Source organism: Streptomyces sp. NBC_01257 (assembly GCF_035917255.1).
In the GTDB taxonomy this organism is placed as follows: Bacteria; Actinomycetota; Actinomycetes; order Streptomycetales; family Streptomycetaceae; genus Streptomyces.
Window position 1 is genome coordinate 4,135,515 of record NZ_CP108472.1, and the last position, 15,855, is coordinate 4,151,369.

At 71.1% G+C, this 15,855-nt stretch carries 13 protein-coding genes; 7 read left to right on the forward strand and 6 right to left on the reverse strand.

Annotation, left to right across the window (positions count from 1 at the left end; translation table 11 throughout):
* The first annotated feature begins 188 nt into the window (after positions 1 to 188).
* A complete protein-coding gene (locus tag OG408_RS17695; protein WP_266780072.1) occupies positions 189 to 869 on the forward strand; it encodes a phosphotransferase in 681 nt (226 codons plus the stop codon).
* Positions 870 to 895: 26 nt separating this feature from the next.
* Here the strand turns inward: OG408_RS17695 and OG408_RS17700 are convergent, their stop codons facing one another.
* Together OG408_RS17700 and OG408_RS17705 are read right to left on the reverse strand one after the other, a co-directional pair.
* Entirely contained in the window at positions 896 to 3,397 is a 2,502-nt protein-coding gene (locus OG408_RS17700) for an ABC transporter permease (protein WP_326670748.1), read from the reverse strand.
* The gene (locus OG408_RS17705; protein ID WP_266780074.1) at positions 3,391 to 4,125 is read right to left on the reverse strand and encodes an ABC transporter ATP-binding protein; all 735 of its coding nucleotides are present in this window, start codon (positions 4,123 to 4,125) and stop codon (positions 3,391 to 3,393) included. Before OG408_RS17705 ends, OG408_RS17700 begins: the two co-directional genes overlap by 7 nt.
* 134 nt (positions 4,126 to 4,259) lie before the next feature.
* Between OG408_RS17705 and OG408_RS17710 the strand changes: the two genes are divergently transcribed.
* Positions 4,260 to 5,570 (forward strand): sensor histidine kinase, encoded by a 1,311-nt coding sequence (locus OG408_RS17710; protein WP_326670750.1) that lies wholly within the window; start codon positions 4,260 to 4,262, stop codon positions 5,568 to 5,570.
* A gap of 2 nt (positions 5,571 to 5,572) precedes the next feature.
* Positions 5,573 to 6,214 (forward strand): response regulator transcription factor, encoded by a 642-nt coding sequence (locus OG408_RS17715; protein WP_285567476.1) that lies wholly within the window; start codon positions 5,573 to 5,575, stop codon positions 6,212 to 6,214.
* A 119-nt stretch (positions 6,215 to 6,333) separates the two neighbouring features.
* On the opposite strand, the gene OG408_RS17720 is transcribed toward OG408_RS17715, so the two are convergent.
* Positions 6,334 to 7,284 carry a helix-turn-helix transcriptional regulator gene (locus OG408_RS17720; protein WP_326670752.1) on the reverse strand — a complete coding sequence of 317 codons (951 nt, stop codon included), beginning with the start codon at positions 7,282 to 7,284 and terminating at the stop codon, positions 6,334 to 6,336.
* 133 nt (positions 7,285 to 7,417) lie between these two features.
* Here OG408_RS17720 and OG408_RS17725 point away from each other — a divergent pair, with 133 nt between their 5' ends.
* A complete protein-coding gene (locus tag OG408_RS17725) occupies positions 7,418 to 8,269 on the forward strand; it encodes an SDR family oxidoreductase (protein WP_266780078.1) in 852 nt (283 codons plus the stop codon).
* A gap of 618 nt (positions 8,270 to 8,887) precedes the next feature.
* Here the strand turns inward: OG408_RS17725 and OG408_RS17730 are convergent.
* Together OG408_RS17730 and OG408_RS17735 are read right to left on the reverse strand one after the other, a co-directional pair.
* Positions 8,888 to 9,151 (reverse strand): hypothetical protein, encoded by a 264-nt coding sequence (locus OG408_RS17730; RefSeq protein ID WP_326670755.1) that lies wholly within the window; start codon positions 9,149 to 9,151, stop codon positions 8,888 to 8,890.
* Between the two features lie 674 nt (positions 9,152 to 9,825).
* Complete coding sequence (locus OG408_RS17735) at positions 9,826 to 10,398, reverse strand: class I SAM-dependent methyltransferase (protein ID WP_326670756.1); 573 nt, start codon at positions 10,396 to 10,398, stop codon at positions 9,826 to 9,828.
* A 939-nt stretch (positions 10,399 to 11,337) separates the two neighbouring features.
* Here OG408_RS17735 and OG408_RS17740 point away from each other — a divergent pair.
* Genes OG408_RS17740 through OG408_RS17750 form a run of 3 tightly spaced genes read left to right on the forward strand, consistent with a single transcriptional unit; the run spans position 11,338 to position 14,994 of the window.
* Complete coding sequence (locus tag OG408_RS17740; protein WP_285567487.1) at positions 11,338 to 12,561, forward strand: molybdopterin-dependent oxidoreductase; 1,224 nt, start codon at positions 11,338 to 11,340, stop codon at positions 12,559 to 12,561.
* Positions 12,558 to 13,118 (forward strand): hypothetical protein, encoded by a 561-nt coding sequence (locus OG408_RS17745; protein WP_326670757.1) that lies wholly within the window; start codon positions 12,558 to 12,560, stop codon positions 13,116 to 13,118. The genes OG408_RS17740 and OG408_RS17745 overlap by 4 nt, the downstream gene beginning before the upstream one ends.
* Positions 13,119 to 13,167: 49 nt before the next feature.
* Positions 13,168 to 14,994, forward strand: a complete 1,827-nt coding sequence (locus OG408_RS17750) for a glycoside hydrolase family 15 protein (protein WP_326670759.1) — start codon at positions 13,168 to 13,170, stop codon at positions 14,992 to 14,994.
* Between the two features lie 290 nt (positions 14,995 to 15,284).
* Here OG408_RS17750 and OG408_RS17755 read toward each other — a convergent pair whose 3' ends face one another.
* On the reverse strand, positions 15,285 to 15,548 hold the full coding sequence (locus OG408_RS17755) for a hypothetical protein (RefSeq protein WP_326670760.1): 264 nt from the start codon (positions 15,546 to 15,548) through the stop codon (positions 15,285 to 15,287).
* Between the last annotated feature and the right edge of the window lie 307 nt (positions 15,549 to 15,855).

Sequence of the window (15,855 nt, forward strand, 5' to 3'; positions counted from 1 at the left end):
GGATCTCTCCACGGAACTCTCCTTGACTTCGGGGGAATTGCCGCCAACGTAGCCGCGTACACGTCAGCTCCAGGAGATCCCGTCCGCCCCATCGCATCACGTTATGGGGCAGTCCTGACCGGCCGCGATGCGGCGAAACACGCGCGTACGACCTCCCCGCGCACAGCCCGCCCGAGTAGGTTCCTCTCATGCGAATAGGCCAGATGCTGGGCAGCGGGCGCGACGCCGACGTATACGAACTGGACGAGCAGTGGGTCCTGCGGCGCTACCGCGACGGCTTGGACGCCTCCCGCGAACTGCCCGTCATGTCGTATCTGTCGGCATCCGGCTATCCGGTCCCCCGGCTCGGCCCGCAGCCCGCGTCGGCCGGCCCCGGCGATCTGGTCCTGCAGCGGCTGACCGGTCCGACGATGCTGGAGTCCCTGCTCTCCGGCGACACCGACGGCGACGAGGGCTCCGCCCTGCTGGCCCGGCTGCTCGCCGAGCTGCACACCGTCCCGGCCCGGGTCTCGCCGGATCCCGAGGACCGGATCCTCCACCTCGACCTGCATCCGGACAACGTGATGCTGACCGCCGACGGCCCGGTGGTGATCGACTGGAGCAACAGCGAGGAGGGGCCGCCGGCCCTGGACCGTGCCATGTCGGCGCTGATCCTGGCGCAGGTGGCGGTCGACCGGGACGGCCCGGGGGCGGACGGCGCCCGCGAACTGCTGACCGCGCTGATGCCGCGCCTCGCGGAGGACGGCGGCGTCCCGGCCGCGCACCTCGCCGACGCCGCGGCCCGCCGGGCCGTCAATCCGACGATGAGTCCGGCCGAACGGGACCTCATCGGCGAGGCGGTGGCCCTGGTCACCGCACTCTCCGGCTGAGATCCCCGTACCGCCGGACCCCCGGACTACTCCCGCGTGCCCGCCAGTTCGACCGGCCGGGTGCGCAGGGCTAGCGCTGCGGGCAGCACCGCGAAGACCACGGCCAGCAGCGCGCTCACCGCGAGGACGAGGCCCAGCGTCTCCCACGGGACCACGACGGCCGAGTGGACGCCGAGCCGCCCGAGGGCGGTCCGTACGGCGGCCAGGTCCAGCGCGGCCACCGCCCCGCCGAGCACGGCGCCCACCCCCACCACGACCAGCGCCTCCGCCCCGACCAGCCGCAGCACCTGCGCCTTCGTCGCCCCGGCGAGCCGCAGCACCGCCAGGTCGCGCACCCGGTCGGCGGTGGCCATCACCTGGGTGTTGGCGAGCGCGATGGCCGTGTAGACGAGCGCGATGAGCAGAATCATCAGCAGGCCGGTACGGGTGTTCTCCCCGGTCCGCCGGACGCTCTCCGCCGCCCGGCCGGCCCCGGTCCGCACCTCGGCGCCCGTGTCCCGGCCTGCCGCGTACAACTCCTTCGCGACGGCCGAACGGTCCGCCCAGCCCCGCACCCTGACGTCGATCCGGTCGACGGCGGCGCCGCCCGCGTTGCGCGGGGTCACGTACACCCCGTTGTTCCCGGTGCCGGTGCTCAGCACGGCCGCCACCCGAAGGGTGACCTTGCGGCCGTCGGCCAGCCAGACGCCGACGCGCTCGCCGACCGTCGTGGTCAGCCACTCCTCGTTGACGACGACGGAGCCGTCGTCGAGTCCGGACAGGCTCCCCGCCACCACCGGCAGCGCGGACACCGCCGCCGCGTCGGCCGGGTCCACCGCCCTGGCCTCGGAGCGGACCAGCGCCGTGCCCTCCTCCAGCACGGTCACGGACGTGGACCGCGAGACGCTGACCACGACGCCCGGGATCCGCCGGACCCGCTCGACGAACCGCGGGGAGAGCGCGCCACCGTCACGGCCCGCCGTGGCCACGAAGTCCGCGGTGACCTGGGTGCGTGCCTCGGTGGCCCTGGCCTCACCGAGCGTCGCCGTCGTGCCCATGAGCGAGGCGGCCAGCGCCACCGTGACGATCACGGGGGCGGCCACGGCGGCGGTCCTGCGCAGTCCGGCGGAGGCGTTCTCCCTCGCCAGTACGCCAGTGGCGCCCGGCAGTTGCGCCGGAAGCCAGGTGAGGAGGCGGGTGACGGGCCGCACGAGAACAGGTGCGAAGAGAGCGAACCCGACGATCAGCAGCATCGGCTGGGTGAGGTAGGTCTTGCGCTTGAGGAGGCTGCCGGGATCGTGGACGAGCGCGACGGCCGCCAGCACCACCCCGGTCAGCAGGACGGCGGCGCCCAGCACCACCCGGCTCAGCGGCATCGCCCCGCTGTCGACGGCGGATTCGCGCAGCGCCTCGGCCGGCCCCACCTTCCCGGCCCGGCGCGAGGCGGCGACCGCACCGGCCAGCGCCACGGCCAGTCCGGTCCAGAAGGCGGTGTGCAGCGGCCAGTTCTGGTCACCGACGGCGAACCAGCGGGGCGCGATCCCCTCCCCCACCATCCAGGAGGCGAGCCGCGGCGCGCCGAGGGCACCCAGCCGGCAGCCCGCGGCCGACGCGAACACGCCGATGACGGCCGCTTCGGCGTACACCGTGCGCCGCACCTGACCGGGGGTCGCGCCCGCCGTGCGCAACAGACCGAACTCGCGGCGGCGCTGGGCGACAGCGAAGGAGAAGGTCGAGGCGACGACGAACACGGAGACGAAGGCGGTGATGCCGGCGGCCGTGCCCAGCAGCGCGTTGACGGAGACCAGCGCCTCGGCGTCGCGGTCCGGGTCGGGATCGGCCCGGCGCCGGTCGTCGCCGGTGAGGACCACCATCCGGTCCTCCTTGTCCACGACCGCGCGCACCGCGGCCGGGTCGGCGTGCACCACCAGGGCGTCGACGGCCGGGGAGATCCGGGCGGCCTCGGCCGCGGTGAAGAACACGGCGGTCTCGAACCCCGCGGACCGGACCGTGCCGACGACGGTCCCGGTGGCGGTGGACCGCGGGGTCGTGACCGTGATCCGGTCCCCCGTACGCACCTGTGACCGTGGCCCCGCGGTGACGACCACCTCGCCGGGGGCGGCCGGGGCCCGCCCGGCCGCCAGCCGGTAGGGGGCGGCCGCCGCGACCGGCCACGGATGCCCGACCACCTCACCGGCACCGCTGCCGCCGTCGAGGTCCGCGCCGCCGACCGAGACGGGGAACGTACGGTCCTCGACGGTGCGGCCGAGCTCCGCCAGCGAGTTGGCGAGCGCCGCCGGGACGGGCCGGGGCGAGGTCAGCTCCTGAGTCCGGACACCGATCGGTGTCGGCACCCGCAGCAGGTCCGCGCCCCGGACCACGACCGGGGCCGCGGCGAACCGCTCCGGCCCGTGGTGCGGTGCGCCGAACGTGGCGGCGAGCGCGAGACCGGTCATGGCGACGATCCCGACACCGAGGGCCAGCGCGAGGAAGGAGCCGACGAACGTGACCCAGCGGGTCCGGATGCCGCGCAGCACGAGGCTCAGCACGGGACCGCCGCCATCCGCGTCATACGCGCCGCGACCTGCTCGGCGGACGGGGAGGCCAGCTCGTCCCGCACCCGGCCGTCGGCCAGGAACAGCACCCGGTCCGCACAGGAGGCGGCGACCGGGTCGTGCGTCACCATGATCACGGTCTGCCCGCCGTCCACCATGGTCCGCAGCAGGCTCAGCACCTGCTGCCCGGTCGTCGAGTCCAGGGCGCCGGTGGGCTCGTCGCCGAACAGCACATCGGGCCGGGTGACCAGGGCACGGGCCAGGGCCACGCGCTGCTGCTGGCCGCCGGACAGCTCGCTGGGCCGGTGCCCGGCCCGGTCGCGCAGCCCCACCCGCTCCAGTACGCCGAGGACCTCGGCCCGCTTCGGCCGGCGGCCGGCCAGCCGCAGCGGCAGGGCGACGTTCTGCTCGGCACTGAGCGAGGGGAGCAGGTTGAACGCCTGGAAGACGAAGCCGATCCGGGTGCGGCGCAGCAGCGTCAGCTTCCGCTCGCTGAGCCCGGTCAGTTCGGTGTCGCCGAGGAACACCTGGCCGCCCGTGGGCCGGTCGAGGCCGGCGGTGCACTGGAGCAACGTCGACTTGCCGGAGCCGGACGGCCCCATGACGGCGGTGAACGTGCCCCGGGGAACGTCGAGGCTGACCCCGTCCAGCGCGGTCACCGCGCCGGTGTTCCTGCCGTAGGACCTGGTGACCGAACGGAGCCGGACAGCTGCTTGATTCATGGCCACCACTCAACCGGCGCCGCTCCCGCGCCACATCGCAGCGAGCGGGAGTCCCCGGGGTGGAGCCAGCTCCACCCCACGGCTCCACTCCGCCGGGTGGTCCGCCTCCCCGCGCCCGGCCTACCGTTCCCCCCATGCCCTCCTCCGCCGCTGACCCCCTGCCCTCCCCGGGCCTGTGGCAGGCCCTGCGACAGCGCCGCTACCTGCGTAGCGCCTGGCCGTGGCGCGCCACGCTCTACCTGCTGACGAGCGTGCCCCTGGGCCTCGCGACTCTCACCGCGCTCCTCCTCCTGGCCGTCGCCGGCAGCGCACTGAGCGTGCTCCTGATCGGCATCCCGCTGCTCCTCACGCTCGTGCTCGCGGGCATACCGGTCGCCGCAGTGGAGCGGCGCAGACTGCGCCTGCTCGACCCCCGCCCCCTCGCCCCGGCACACCGCGACCCGGACGGCACCGGCCTCTCGTCCTGGCTCCGCACCCGCCTCCGGGAACGCGCCACCTGGCGGGAGCTGGGCTACGCGCTGCTGTTCGCCCTGGTGCTGTGGCCCCTGGAGGCCCTGGCCGTGGGGACCGCCCTCGTCATCTGCGGCGGCCTGATCGCCGCTCCGGTGATGCTGGCGGCGAACGGCGGCGAGGAGGCCCGCGTACTGAAGATCTGGCTGATCCACTCCCCTCCGCCCGCCGTCGCGGCCCTGCTCGCCGGACTCGTGCTGCTGCCCCTGTTCGCGTATCCGCTGGGGGCGCTGGCGGCCGGCCGGGCCGAGCTGACCCGGCAGCTGCTCCGCGCACCGGAGGCCGGACTGGACTCGCGGATCAGGGAGTTGGGACGCTCCCGGATGCGTCTGGTGGACGCCTTCGAGGCGGAACGCCGCCGGATCGAGCGCGATCTGCACGACGGCGCGCAGCAGCGGCTCGTCGCCCTGTCCATGACGCTCGGACTTGCCCGGCTGGAGAGCCCGGCCGAACCGCTGGCCGGGCTGCTGGCCAAGGCGCACAAGGAGGCCGGGGTCGCGCTGGCGGAGATCAGGGAACTCATCCGGGGCATCCACCCCCAGGTCCTCACCGACCGCGGACTCGCGGCGGCGGTGGAGGACATCGCGGACCGCTCGGTGATCCCGGTGGACGTGGAGTTCGCCCTGCCGGACCGGCTGCCCCAGGCGGTCGAGACGGCCGTGTACTTCGCGGTCTGCGAGGCACTGGCCAATGTGGCCAAGCACAGCGGGGCGGAGCGGGCCCGGGTGAGCGGCCGGACGGAGAAGGGCCGACTGGTGGTGGAGGTGTACGACGACGGGGCGGGCGGCGCCGACACCGGCGGCGGTACGGGACTTCAGGGCGTGGCCGACCGCGTCTCGGTGCTCGACGGCCGCCTGCTACTGTCCAGTCCGCCCGGCGGGCCCACGGTGTTCCGACTGCAGGTCCCCATGTCACCTGCGGAAACAAGGACGTGAGCGTGCGCATCGTACTGGCCGAGGACAGTGTGCTCCTGCGGGAGGGACTGATCGGCCTGCTGGAACGGTTCGGCCATCAGGTGGTGGCGGGCGCCGGCACGGCCGACGAGCTGATCGCGGCGGTGGCCGAGCACGGCCCGGACATCGTGGTGACCGATGTCCGCATGCCGCCGGGCTTCTCCGACGAGGGGCTGCGGGCCGCGATCGAACTGCGCACCCGGCAGCCCGGGCTGCCCATCCTCGTACTCAGTCAGTACGTCCAGCGCACGTACGCCGAGGACCTGCTCGACTCCTCGGACGGTACGGGCGTCGGCTACCTGCTCAAGGAACGCATCGGCGACGTCGAGGAGTTCATCGACGCCCTGCACCGGGTCGCGGCCGGGAACACGGTCGTGGACCCCGAGGTGGTCCGCCAGCTCATCCGCCGCCGCCGGGACCCCCTCTCCCGGCTGACCGCGCGCGAGCAGGAGGTGCTGGCCCTGATGGCGGAGGGCAGGTCCAACGCGTCGGTCGCCGCGGCGTTGACGGTCAGCGAGGGCACGGTCAGCAAGCACTTCGGCAGCATCCTCGGCAAGCTCGACCTGTCGCTGGACGACACCACGAACCGCCGGGTGCTGGCGGTACTGGCGTATCTGCGGGGGTGACCAGGCCCCGACCGGACCGCGAGGCGGTACGGAGACGGGCGACGGATACGGGTGACAGCTGACGGCTCTGACGGCTGACGGCTGACGGAGACCGTCTCTCTTTCTCTCTCCGCACGCGGTCACGGCGGCCCGTAGACGGCGGCCAGTTCGGACGCGAGTTCCGCGAGCCGTGCGCGGGCGGCCGCCGGTTCGAGGATCTCGACCCGCGACCCCAGACCGGCCAGCTGCGCGGCCAGCACCTCTGCCGACGGCCCGTCCACCTCGATCCCGAGCCACCCGTCGGCGACCGCCGGACCGATGATGCGCAGCCGGGCGCCGAACAGCCGTTGCAGGACGCCTTCGGCACCGGCCTCGGCCCGCCCGCGCACCGTCACCGCGTACATCCGGTCCTCCATCACCGCGGCGAGGGAGCGCCAGGCCGTGGCGAGGTCGAAGCCGTCCGGCCGCACGACCGGTTCCCCCGTCGCCGCCACGGAGGTGACCCGGCTGAGCCGGAAAGCCCGCAGCCCGCTCTCCGTGCCGGCGACGAGATACGAGACGCCGGCCTTCGAGGCGATCCCGAGCGGATGCACGGTCCGCTCACCGGCGGGCCTGCCGGGTTTCGCGTAGCCCATCCTGACCTGCACCCCGTCGACCACGGCGCGCTGGAGCGCCCCGAGTTGGGGCTCATCCGCCGTCACGGCGGTGCGCGACCAGTCGGTGGCGTCGGCGACCCCCGCGCGCACCGCCGCCTCGGCGCCCGGGCGCAACGGCGTGGGCAGGGCCCGCACCAGCTTCCGCAGGGCGGTGCGGAGTTCGGGCGACGCGGAGGACGGACCGGCGAGCAGGAAGAGCGCCCGGCTCTCGTCGGCGGTCAGTCCGGTGAGGTCGGTACGGGCTCCGCCCACGAGGGACCAGCCCCCGCCGCGCCCCCGCTGCGAGTAGACGGGGATCCCGGCGGCCGCGAGCGCCTCCAGGTCGCGGCGGGCCGTGCGTTCGGCCACGTCGAGTTCGGCCGCGACCTGGGCGACGGTGACCCGGCCACGTACCTGGAGGAACAGCAGCAGCGCCACCAGACGATCAGCTCTCATGCCGGAGATTCTCCTGGGAAAACTGGCCAGAAGGTGGCCAGTTCAGCTTTCAGGATGAGGTCATGACCGAAGCGGCGGCAGCTCGCGGCGCACAGGTCTCCCATCGGCCCATTCAACGAAGGAACGTGAACTCATGATCGTGGTGACCGGAGCCACCGGAAACGTCGGACGCCCGCTCGTCGAGGCACTCGCGGCAGCCGGCCGGCAGGTGACGGCCGTGTCGCGGAATGCCGCCGCGGGTCCCGGCGCCGCACCGGCGCAGGTGCGGCATCACCGCGCGGACCTCGCGTCCCCCGAAAGCCTGCGCCCCGCACTCGACGGCGCCGAGGCGCTGTTCCTGCACGACACCGGCGCGGGCGCGCACCTGCTGAACGTGCCGGCCATCCTGGACGCGGCGAAAGCGGGCGGCGTGGCCCGTATCGTCCTGCTGTCCTCCCAGGGAGTCGCCACCCGGCCGCAGTCCGCCTCGCACGGCGCCGCGGGCCGGGCCATGGAGGAGGCGGTACGGCAGTCGGGCGCGGACTGGACGATCCTGCGCCCCGGAGGCTTCGCCTCCAACGCCTACGCCTGGGCCGAACCGGTCCGCACGCACCGGACGGTTGCCGCACCCTTCGGCGATGTGGGCCTGCCGGTCGTCGACCCGGCCGACATCGCCGACGTGGCGGCCATCGCGCTGTACGAGGACGGCCACGCCGGAGCGACGTACGAACTGACCGGCCCCGCGCTCACCACGCCCAGGCAACGGGCCCGCACCCTGGCCGACCTGCTCGGCGAACGGGTCGACTTCGTCGAGCAGACGGCCGACGAAGCACGGGCGCAGATGCGGCGGTTCATGCCCGACCCGGTGATCGACACCACCCTCGCGATCCTCGGCGAACCCACCCCCGCCGAACAGCGGATCAGCCCGGTGACGGAACAGCTCCTCGCCCGCCCGGCCCGCACGTTCGCCGACTGGGCCGGACGCAACATCGCGGCCTTCAGGTAACCGCAAGGGCCGCAGAAGAGAGGAGAAGCCGGTGCACCGGAGGGGTACACCGGCCGGGCGCGGGCGGCGGGACATGAAAAAGCCCCAGGTCACGGCGAGTGAGTCCTGGGGCTGATCCGAGCCGCCTTCGGGATTCGAACCCGAGACCTACGCATTACGAGGGCCTGCAAGATCATCCCGGGTGGTGCTGGGCAGTGTCTGTGAATCCCGTTTCCGCAGGTAGGAGACCTGAACCGCTCGCCATGCTTACCACCCGATCCATCCGGTGCCGCCCCGTCCGCTCACGCAACGCTCACGCACTCCGGGCACGTCACAGCCAACACGCTTTCCAAATGTTCGCCCGGTATTCGGCGATGTGCGGGGGCGTTCCGACCTGCGGCGTAGTCCCCCGGGACGAGCTCCCTGAACGGTGTCGTACGCCATTGAATGCAACCAGAGACGCACCATAGACCCGGTGGTTCTGCCTGGTCAGCGACCAGCGCTTTGTGGGTGTTGTTGCGGCGAGTGGCGCCGCCGCAACAACACCAGGCGTCCGCAGGGAAGTAGCCGACGGTGCACGTGTGGACGCGAGCAGGGCCCGCCACCGTGGCGAGCCCTGCCTGTGCGTGCGGTCGCGAATCAGCGGCCCTGGAGGTACTCGGCGTAGTAGTAGCCGGCCTCGCCCTCGAAGTGTGCCTTCTTCGCCTTGGCGTAGGTGATTCCGTACGGGCCGCCCAGGTTCAGGTACTCCGCGCTGGCGCGGTCCCCTTCGACCTTGGAGTAGCCGGCGCCGACCTTGCCGGCCTCATAGCCGTCGTCGGAGTTGTGCGCGGCGGCGGGTCCGGCGGCCAGGAATCCGGCTGCGGCAACGGTGGCAACGGTGATCGCGATACTACGAAGCATGGGGGTTCCCTCTCGACAATGCGTAGCGGGCAGTGTGCAGATCAAACCCTTACCGCCGCCGGTCGTTCAGGGGCGCAACCGCGCTGCGGTGCTCCCGGACCGCACCTGATCAGCCGAAGCAGCGTCACCGGTCGCCCAGGCCGAGGGAGCTGTAGCCGTGTGAGAGTTTCGTCAGTTGTGCGTGTCGCAGAGCCCTTTGGTTCAGGCGCGCGAGACGGTGTTATCGGCTGCGCCTGGGCCCGACCCCCGTGGCGTGAGCCCATCGGCGCTCCCGGGCCTGAGCCGTCACGCCGCCCGCCCGGGAGCGTCGGCATTCGTCGCCTGATCGAGGATCCGGTTCAAGGCGGTGTGGCCGCCTTCACAAGCGGTCTCCTTCACACGCAGCGCCACCCCGCAAGAGCCATGCACCCATCCTTTGCATCTCGGTGCGTTCGTGCTCTCGCTGGTGATCACGCATGCGGCAGGCGGCGCCCTCCAGTACGTGCCTGACCGTCTGGGCTCTGTAAGCACCCCGGTTGGCCCTTGGTGGAGATCGGCTCCGAGACCACAATCCCCCTGGACGTGCTCCGAGCCATCCGCGCCTTCGTGACCCAGCGTCGGACATGTGGGACGGGCGGCCAGGGGCAAGGGCTGCTCGCAGAGCGGCGCCTCGACTGCCTCCGCGGGTTCTGCACTCAATCGCAACTGGGCCTTTGCGCGGACCGTAGTCGGCGGTAATGGCTTGTCCGTAGTGCCCAGGTGCCTGGAGCCGCGGTCCGTAGGGCCACGAAGGTGCGTTGGTGTGCTGCCCATTGCTCGACGTATGTCCAGCCGTTGCCACGTGCTTCGCGAAGGAGAGCGGTGATTCCGGTCCGCGCCCAGGGGAATGTTGTGCCGGCTGGGCCGTCTCCGCCCTCGATCCGGGCGTTGAAACGTTCGTCGACGTCGGGCTGCGACACCTCTGCGAGGAGCAGCCCGCCGGGCTGGACGATCTCCGCCACTCGTTTGAGTAGTCTGCCTGGGTTTCCGCCGATGCCGATGTTGCCGTCGATGAGCAGGGCGGTGCCCCACTGCCCCTCGGTGGGGAGCGGATCGAAGACTGATCGGTGCAGTGCCGACCCGCCGCCGCCCTGGGCCCGCGTGATGGCTGCTGGACTGATGTCGATACCCAGTGCCGTGCGCCCGGTCTTGGAGAGGGCTGCGACCAAACGGCCGGGGCCGCAGCCGATGTCGAGCACGCTCTTCTCGCAACGCTGGAGGACGGTCATGTCTGCGGCGTCCGCGGTGCTGGACCACCGCTCAACGTCCAAAGGGACCCGTGCCCCGTCCGCGCACTGCAGGAAGAGAGGGCCAAGGCCCGAGGTGACGGCGACCGTGTAGGTCTCCTCATGCCAAGGGCCAGGGCTGGTCTCAGGTGACTCCGCTGTACTCACGACAGTCTGGAATTCCGGAGCTGCAGTCCGGGCGTCCGGCTGTACCGATCCAGGAATGACAGCGGACTCCCCGGCGCGGCCGACTGATCGGCCGGCCATTGAGATTGCGTCACTGCCCGGGGAACGACCAGGACGATTCTTTGCTCCCGTCACGTCGCCCACGGTCGCACAACGGGGCCCGGGCTTTGCATGCACACACGGGCTCGTCACCCATTCATACGGGGAAGTTCGGGTTTTCGGATCTCTCGTTGATAAGTAGAACCGACTGGTGCGAGCTGGTTGGGGAACAAATTATTACGGCCGCCCTCAGGAACACGGCGGATGCAAATTCCAGGGTTACTGTGCGATGCCATTCGGTGATCTTCCGTCTGATGAAGCACAAGGAATCCCATGGGTGACTCACAAGACCAGGGCCCGAGGCCCCAGGACGCCGGGCATGGAAGCGCGGACGGTCCCGATACGTCCGGCATCCACGAGCCGCCGCCTCGGGCCGGAGCCGCACCGGCCGGTGGCCCCGGTCAGGCTCGGAACCCGGCCCCGCCCCCTGATGGAAGCGAAGAGGGCCCGCGCAGCGGTAGCGGCCGCCTCTCCTCACCCGGCCCGCCGAACGGGGATGGAGATGCCGGCGCTGGCTATGCGTCCTCCGCGCCGAGGACTGGCTCGTCTGCGCGGCCGGTGGCCGTGGCGACGAGTTCGCCGCGGGTCCGTCTGGAGGGCCTGTTGCGGGAGGGGCCGCCGCTCGGTCCGACCCGGCCGGGGTTCTGGCGTAGCCCCTTGCGTGGGCCTTGGCTGACGTCGGTGCTCGGTGCGGTGCTGCTGGTGGGCATCACCCTGATGTTCGTCACGGGGCTGCTCTCGTACGCGGCGTACAACCCTGACCTCGGTGCCAACGACAAGACTCCGGACCGGGGCTGGCTGGGTTTCTATCTGTTCTCCTGGCCCACCCATCCGTACTGGCTCTACCGGCTCACTCAAGGCGTTCACATCACGCTCGGCATCGTGCTGATTCCCGTGCTGCTCGCGAAGCTGTGGTCGGTAGTCCCCAAGCTGTTCTCCTGGCCTCCGGTGAAGTCCGTCAGTCACGCGCTGGAGCGGATTTCGGTGCTCCTGCTCGTGGGAGGGGTGCTGTTCGAATTCGCCACCGGGGTACTCAACATCCAGCTGGACTACATTTTCCCCGGCTCCTTCTACCCGCTGCACTTCTACGGGGCCTGGGTCTTTATCGGCGCGTTCGTCGTCCACATCGCCTTCCGGATCCCGCTCATGGTCCGGATGCTGCGCAGCGGAGGTCTTCGCGAGGAACTGCGCAGCCGGCCCAAGACCGGCGAGAGCTCCCGTCCGGATTCCACGGGGCTGGTGACTCCTCGCCCGGCCGCGCCGACCATGTCCCGCCGGGGTGCGCTGGGGATGGTGGGGACCGGCTCCCTGGTGCTGCTCGCCGTGACGGCCGGGCAGAGCATCGGAGGCTGGCTCCGGCCCACCGCCTTGCTCGCGCCGCGCAGCCAGGACCCGGGCCCCGGTCCCAACGGCTTCCAGATCAACAAGACCGCGGCCAGCGTGGGCATCCGCGCCGTCGACACCGGTGCGGCCTGGCGTCTTGTCGTTCGGGGCGGGGGCCGCGAACGGGTCCTCACCCGTGAAGAGGTCCTGGCGCTCCCACAACACAGCGCGGCCTTGCCGATCGCCTGCGTGGAGGGCTGGTCCACCGAGGACCAGGAGTGGAGCGGAGTCCGGCTGGCCGATCTGGCCGCGCTCGTCGGGTTCACCGACAGCCCGCCCGGCGTCTTCGTCCAGTCCGCCCAGCTCAGCGGTTCCTTCCGCTCGACCACACTGCGCGACAACCAGGTCCGCGACCCCCGCTCCCTGCTGGCTCTGCGAGTCAACGGAGCAGATCTGTCGCCGGACCACGGCTACCCGGCGCGCATCATCGTCCCGGCCAATCCGGGTGTCCACAACACCAAATGGGTCACCCGGCTGACCTTCGGGGAGAACGTATGAACCGCTTCCGCAGTCTCTACGGAGCCTCGCCGCTGCACCTGCTCTTGGTTCTCTGCTCTTTCGCGCTGACCGGCTACGCGGGGATCCGGCTGCTGTCCGGTTCCGAGCCGTGGAAGGTGGTCCTCTGGTTCGTCGGAGCGGCCCTGCTGCACGACCTGGTGCTGCTGCCCCTCTACACCGTGACCGACCGCGCCGCCCAGACCCTGCTGGGTGAGCGCCGGGAACCAGTCGCACCGAGTGAAACCGCCCGCCCGGCAATGCGCTGGATCAACTACGTCCGGGTCCCGGTCTTCCTCTCCGGAGTCCTGTTCCTGACCTACTTTCCCCTGATCCTGCAGCGGGTCAGCCACCGCTTCACCCTGTACACGACGCTCTCCACCGACGTGTACCTCGGCCGCTGGCTACTCATCACCGCCGCACTGTTCGCGATCTCCGCGCTCACCCTGCTGATCCGTATGGGGCGCTCCCGCCCCACACCGGAGTCGGGTGTGAAACGGCCCGGCGCGGCACGGACGGGACCTGCCAACGGCACTCCTGGCCACGAGTCCGCCCCGTGACCCGGCGATCAGGACCGGGCCCCATCCGCGCTCGGCAGGCAGGACTGACGTGAGCACGCGTCCGATCGGTGACTACGCGCTGCTGTCGGACTGCCGTTCGGCCGCGCTGGTGTCCACGGCAGGGTCGGTGGACTGGCTGTGCTTGCCGCGCTTCGACAGCCCGGCGGTCTTCGCCCGTCTGCTCGACGAGGAGGCCGGGCACTGGACGATCCGGCCCAGCGGACCGAGTGAGGTCACCCGCCGCTACGTACCCGAGACCCTGGCGCTGGAGACCACCTTCCATACCTCCTCGGGCACGGTGGTTCTCCTCGACGCACTCGCGATGGGACACCGCGAGCGCGGGCACGCGCTGGGGGCGTCCTCCCCCGGCGTGCTGCTGCGCCAGATCACCTGTACCAGTGGATCGGTGACGGTGGAGACCAGCTTCGCGCCCCGTCCGGAGTTCGGCCTCGTTCACCCGGTGATGTCCCTCGTACGTGGCGGACTCAGCGCGTACGGAGGCGCACAGCGTCTCGTGTTGTCCGCACCGCTCCCGCTGCGGATCGAAGGCGCGACCGCGCACGGGGAGACGGTACTGAGGGCGGGCCGGCGGATCGGGTTCGCGCTGTCGTCCCTGCCTGCCTGGGGCGAGGCGCAACCGGAATCCTGGCGAGGTGGGCGCATCCACCGTCGCCTGAACGACACGATCAAGGGGTGGAGGTCTTGGACGGGGATCCATCAGGGCTATCAAGGCCGGTGGAGGGACGAGGTTGCCCACAGCGGGCGCGTGCTGCAGGCACTGACCTTCACACCCACGGGCGCCATCGTCGCGGCCGCCACCACCTCCCTCCCGGAAAGCATCGGAGCCGACCGTAACTGGGACTACCGCTACACCTGGGTCCGCGACGCCAGCTTCACCCTCCAGGCCCTGTCCACCTCCGCCTGCGACCGGGAGAAGGCCGCCTACTTCGGATTCCTCGCCCAGGCCGCAGCCACCCAGCTGGAACGAGGCGTAGACCTGCAGGTCATGTACGGCATCGGCGGCGAAAGAGACCTCAGCGAACTCACCCTGCCCCACCTCTCGGGATGGCGGGGCAGCACACCGGTGCGCACCGGCAACGACGCCTGGCGCCAGCACCAGCTCGATGTCTACGGCGAACTGCTCGACGCCGCACACCAGACGCACCCCCGCACCGAGTGGTTCGACCAGCCCACCCGTAACTTCCTTCTCCAGGCCGCCGAGACCGCTGCTCGACGCTGGAAGGAGCCCGACCAGGGCATCTGGGAAGTGCGGGGTCCCAGCCGCCACTTCCTCTACTCGAAACTGATGTGCTGGGTCGCCCTGGACCGGGCCATTGATCTCGCGCCCGCGCTCGGCGCGACGACCGAACGCGTCACTGCCTGGCGGCGAACACGCGAGACCATTCGCACAGCCATTGAAACCGAGGGGTGGAACCCCCGCCTCGGCGCTTTCACCCAAGCGTTCGGATCCAGCGAGCTCGACGCCTCAGCCCTCATGCTTCCCCTCGTCGGATTCCTTCCCGGCGACGACCCCCGCATCCGCGCCACGGTGTCCGCGGTCGCGGACCAGCTGTCGGACACACGCGGACAGGTACGCCGCTACCTCCAGGACGACTTCGCGTCCGACGAGGGGGCATTCCTTCTCTGCACCTTCTGGCTCGCCCACGCCCTGGCTCTGATCGGCGAGGTGCAGCGCGCCCGCGCAGTCTTCGAAACCGCTCTCGCCTGCGCCAACGACGTCGGCCTCCTCGCTGAAGAGATCTCTCCCACCTCCGGAGAGGCCCTTGGAAACTATCCGCAGGCATTCAGCCACATCGGCCTCATCAACGCGGCACGGGCCATCCACCACGCCGAACAGGCAGGACAAAGCCGTTGATGTCGTGTCACTCAGGTTCGGGAAGGGCGAGCCCTTTAGGTAGCGAGCAGTCCCATCTCAAGGTTGGCGGCCGACCGCCCTATGCAGGCGGAAATGCGCGACTGCCCTCCAGGTGAGCACCCGATCAGTCGAAGATCACGTTGGCTGCGCAGGCCAGCTGAAGACGCGTCGGTGGGGAATCCGGTCAGTTGCTCGTGTCGGAATCCGCCTCGATCCAGGTGTGCGAGACGGTGTCGTCTGCTACGTCCGGGCCCTACCCCTGTTGGCGTGTGGCCCCCGGGTCCAAGCCGTCACGTCGCTCGCCCGGGAGCGTCGGCATTGGTCGCCTGATCGAGGACCCATTCCAGACCGCCATGGCCCGGTTCGTAGGAGGGAGCTCTGCGCCAGATCCGGGCGAAGGCGTCGACCAGATCGCCGCGGGCGCGTTCCATGGACCCTTCACGGGAGCGGAGCAGCGCGAGGAGGAGCGGCGCGAGCAGGTCGTACAACTCAGCGAGCGCATTTCTGCTGCCGTGCGCGATCTGCACCAGCAGGTCATCGACGTGTGCAGTCACCCTGCCAGGGACCACACAGCCTGCGTCGGCGGAACTCCTTGGTGGGTTCGGAGCTCTGTCCCGTGCCTTGTCTGCCGCCGCTTTCACACCTCAGAGGCTATCGCCCGGCGCACCATCGCGAGCGCGCTCCTTCTGCCCGGTTCCGCGTTTCTGTCGGCGCGCACCAGGGCCCCTCAGACCTCGTGAGCGCACCATGTGCTTCACCGCGTTTGCTGTGCTTGGCCCAGCGGCTAGCGATCGGTCGTGATCCCGGCCAGGAGGCGTCCTGGTTCCTCGGCGCCCCTTCTGCGCGAGGCCGGGCGTTTCT

Excerpts from the sequence above, each read along its gene's own strand:
- OG408_RS17725 (WP_266780078.1), top strand. The coding sequence starts at position 7,418 with ATGATCGTGGTGACCGGAGCCACCGGAAACGTCGGACGCCCGCTCGTC.
- OG408_RS17745 (WP_326670757.1), top strand. The coding sequence starts at position 12,558 with ATGAACCGCTTCCGCAGTCTCTACGGAGCCTCGCCGCTGCACCTGCTC.
- OG408_RS17695 (WP_266780072.1), top strand. The coding sequence starts at position 189 with ATGCGAATAGGCCAGATGCTGGGCAGCGGGCGCGACGCCGACGTATAC.
- OG408_RS17705 (WP_266780074.1), bottom strand. The coding sequence starts at position 4,125 with ATGAATCAAGCAGCTGTCCGGCTCCGTTCGGTCACCAGGTCCTACGGC.
- OG408_RS17735 (WP_326670756.1), bottom strand. The coding sequence starts at position 10,398 with ATGACCGTCCTCCAGCGTTGCGAGAAGAGCGTGCTCGACATCGGCTGC.
- OG408_RS17720 (WP_326670752.1), bottom strand. The coding sequence starts at position 7,284 with ATGAGAGCTGATCGTCTGGTGGCGCTGCTGCTGTTCCTCCAGGTACGT.
- OG408_RS17730 (WP_326670755.1), bottom strand. The coding sequence starts at position 9,151 with ATGCTTCGTAGTATCGCGATCACCGTTGCCACCGTTGCCGCAGCCGGA.
- OG408_RS17710 (WP_326670750.1), top strand. The coding sequence starts at position 4,260 with ATGCCCTCCTCCGCCGCTGACCCCCTGCCCTCCCCGGGCCTGTGGCAG.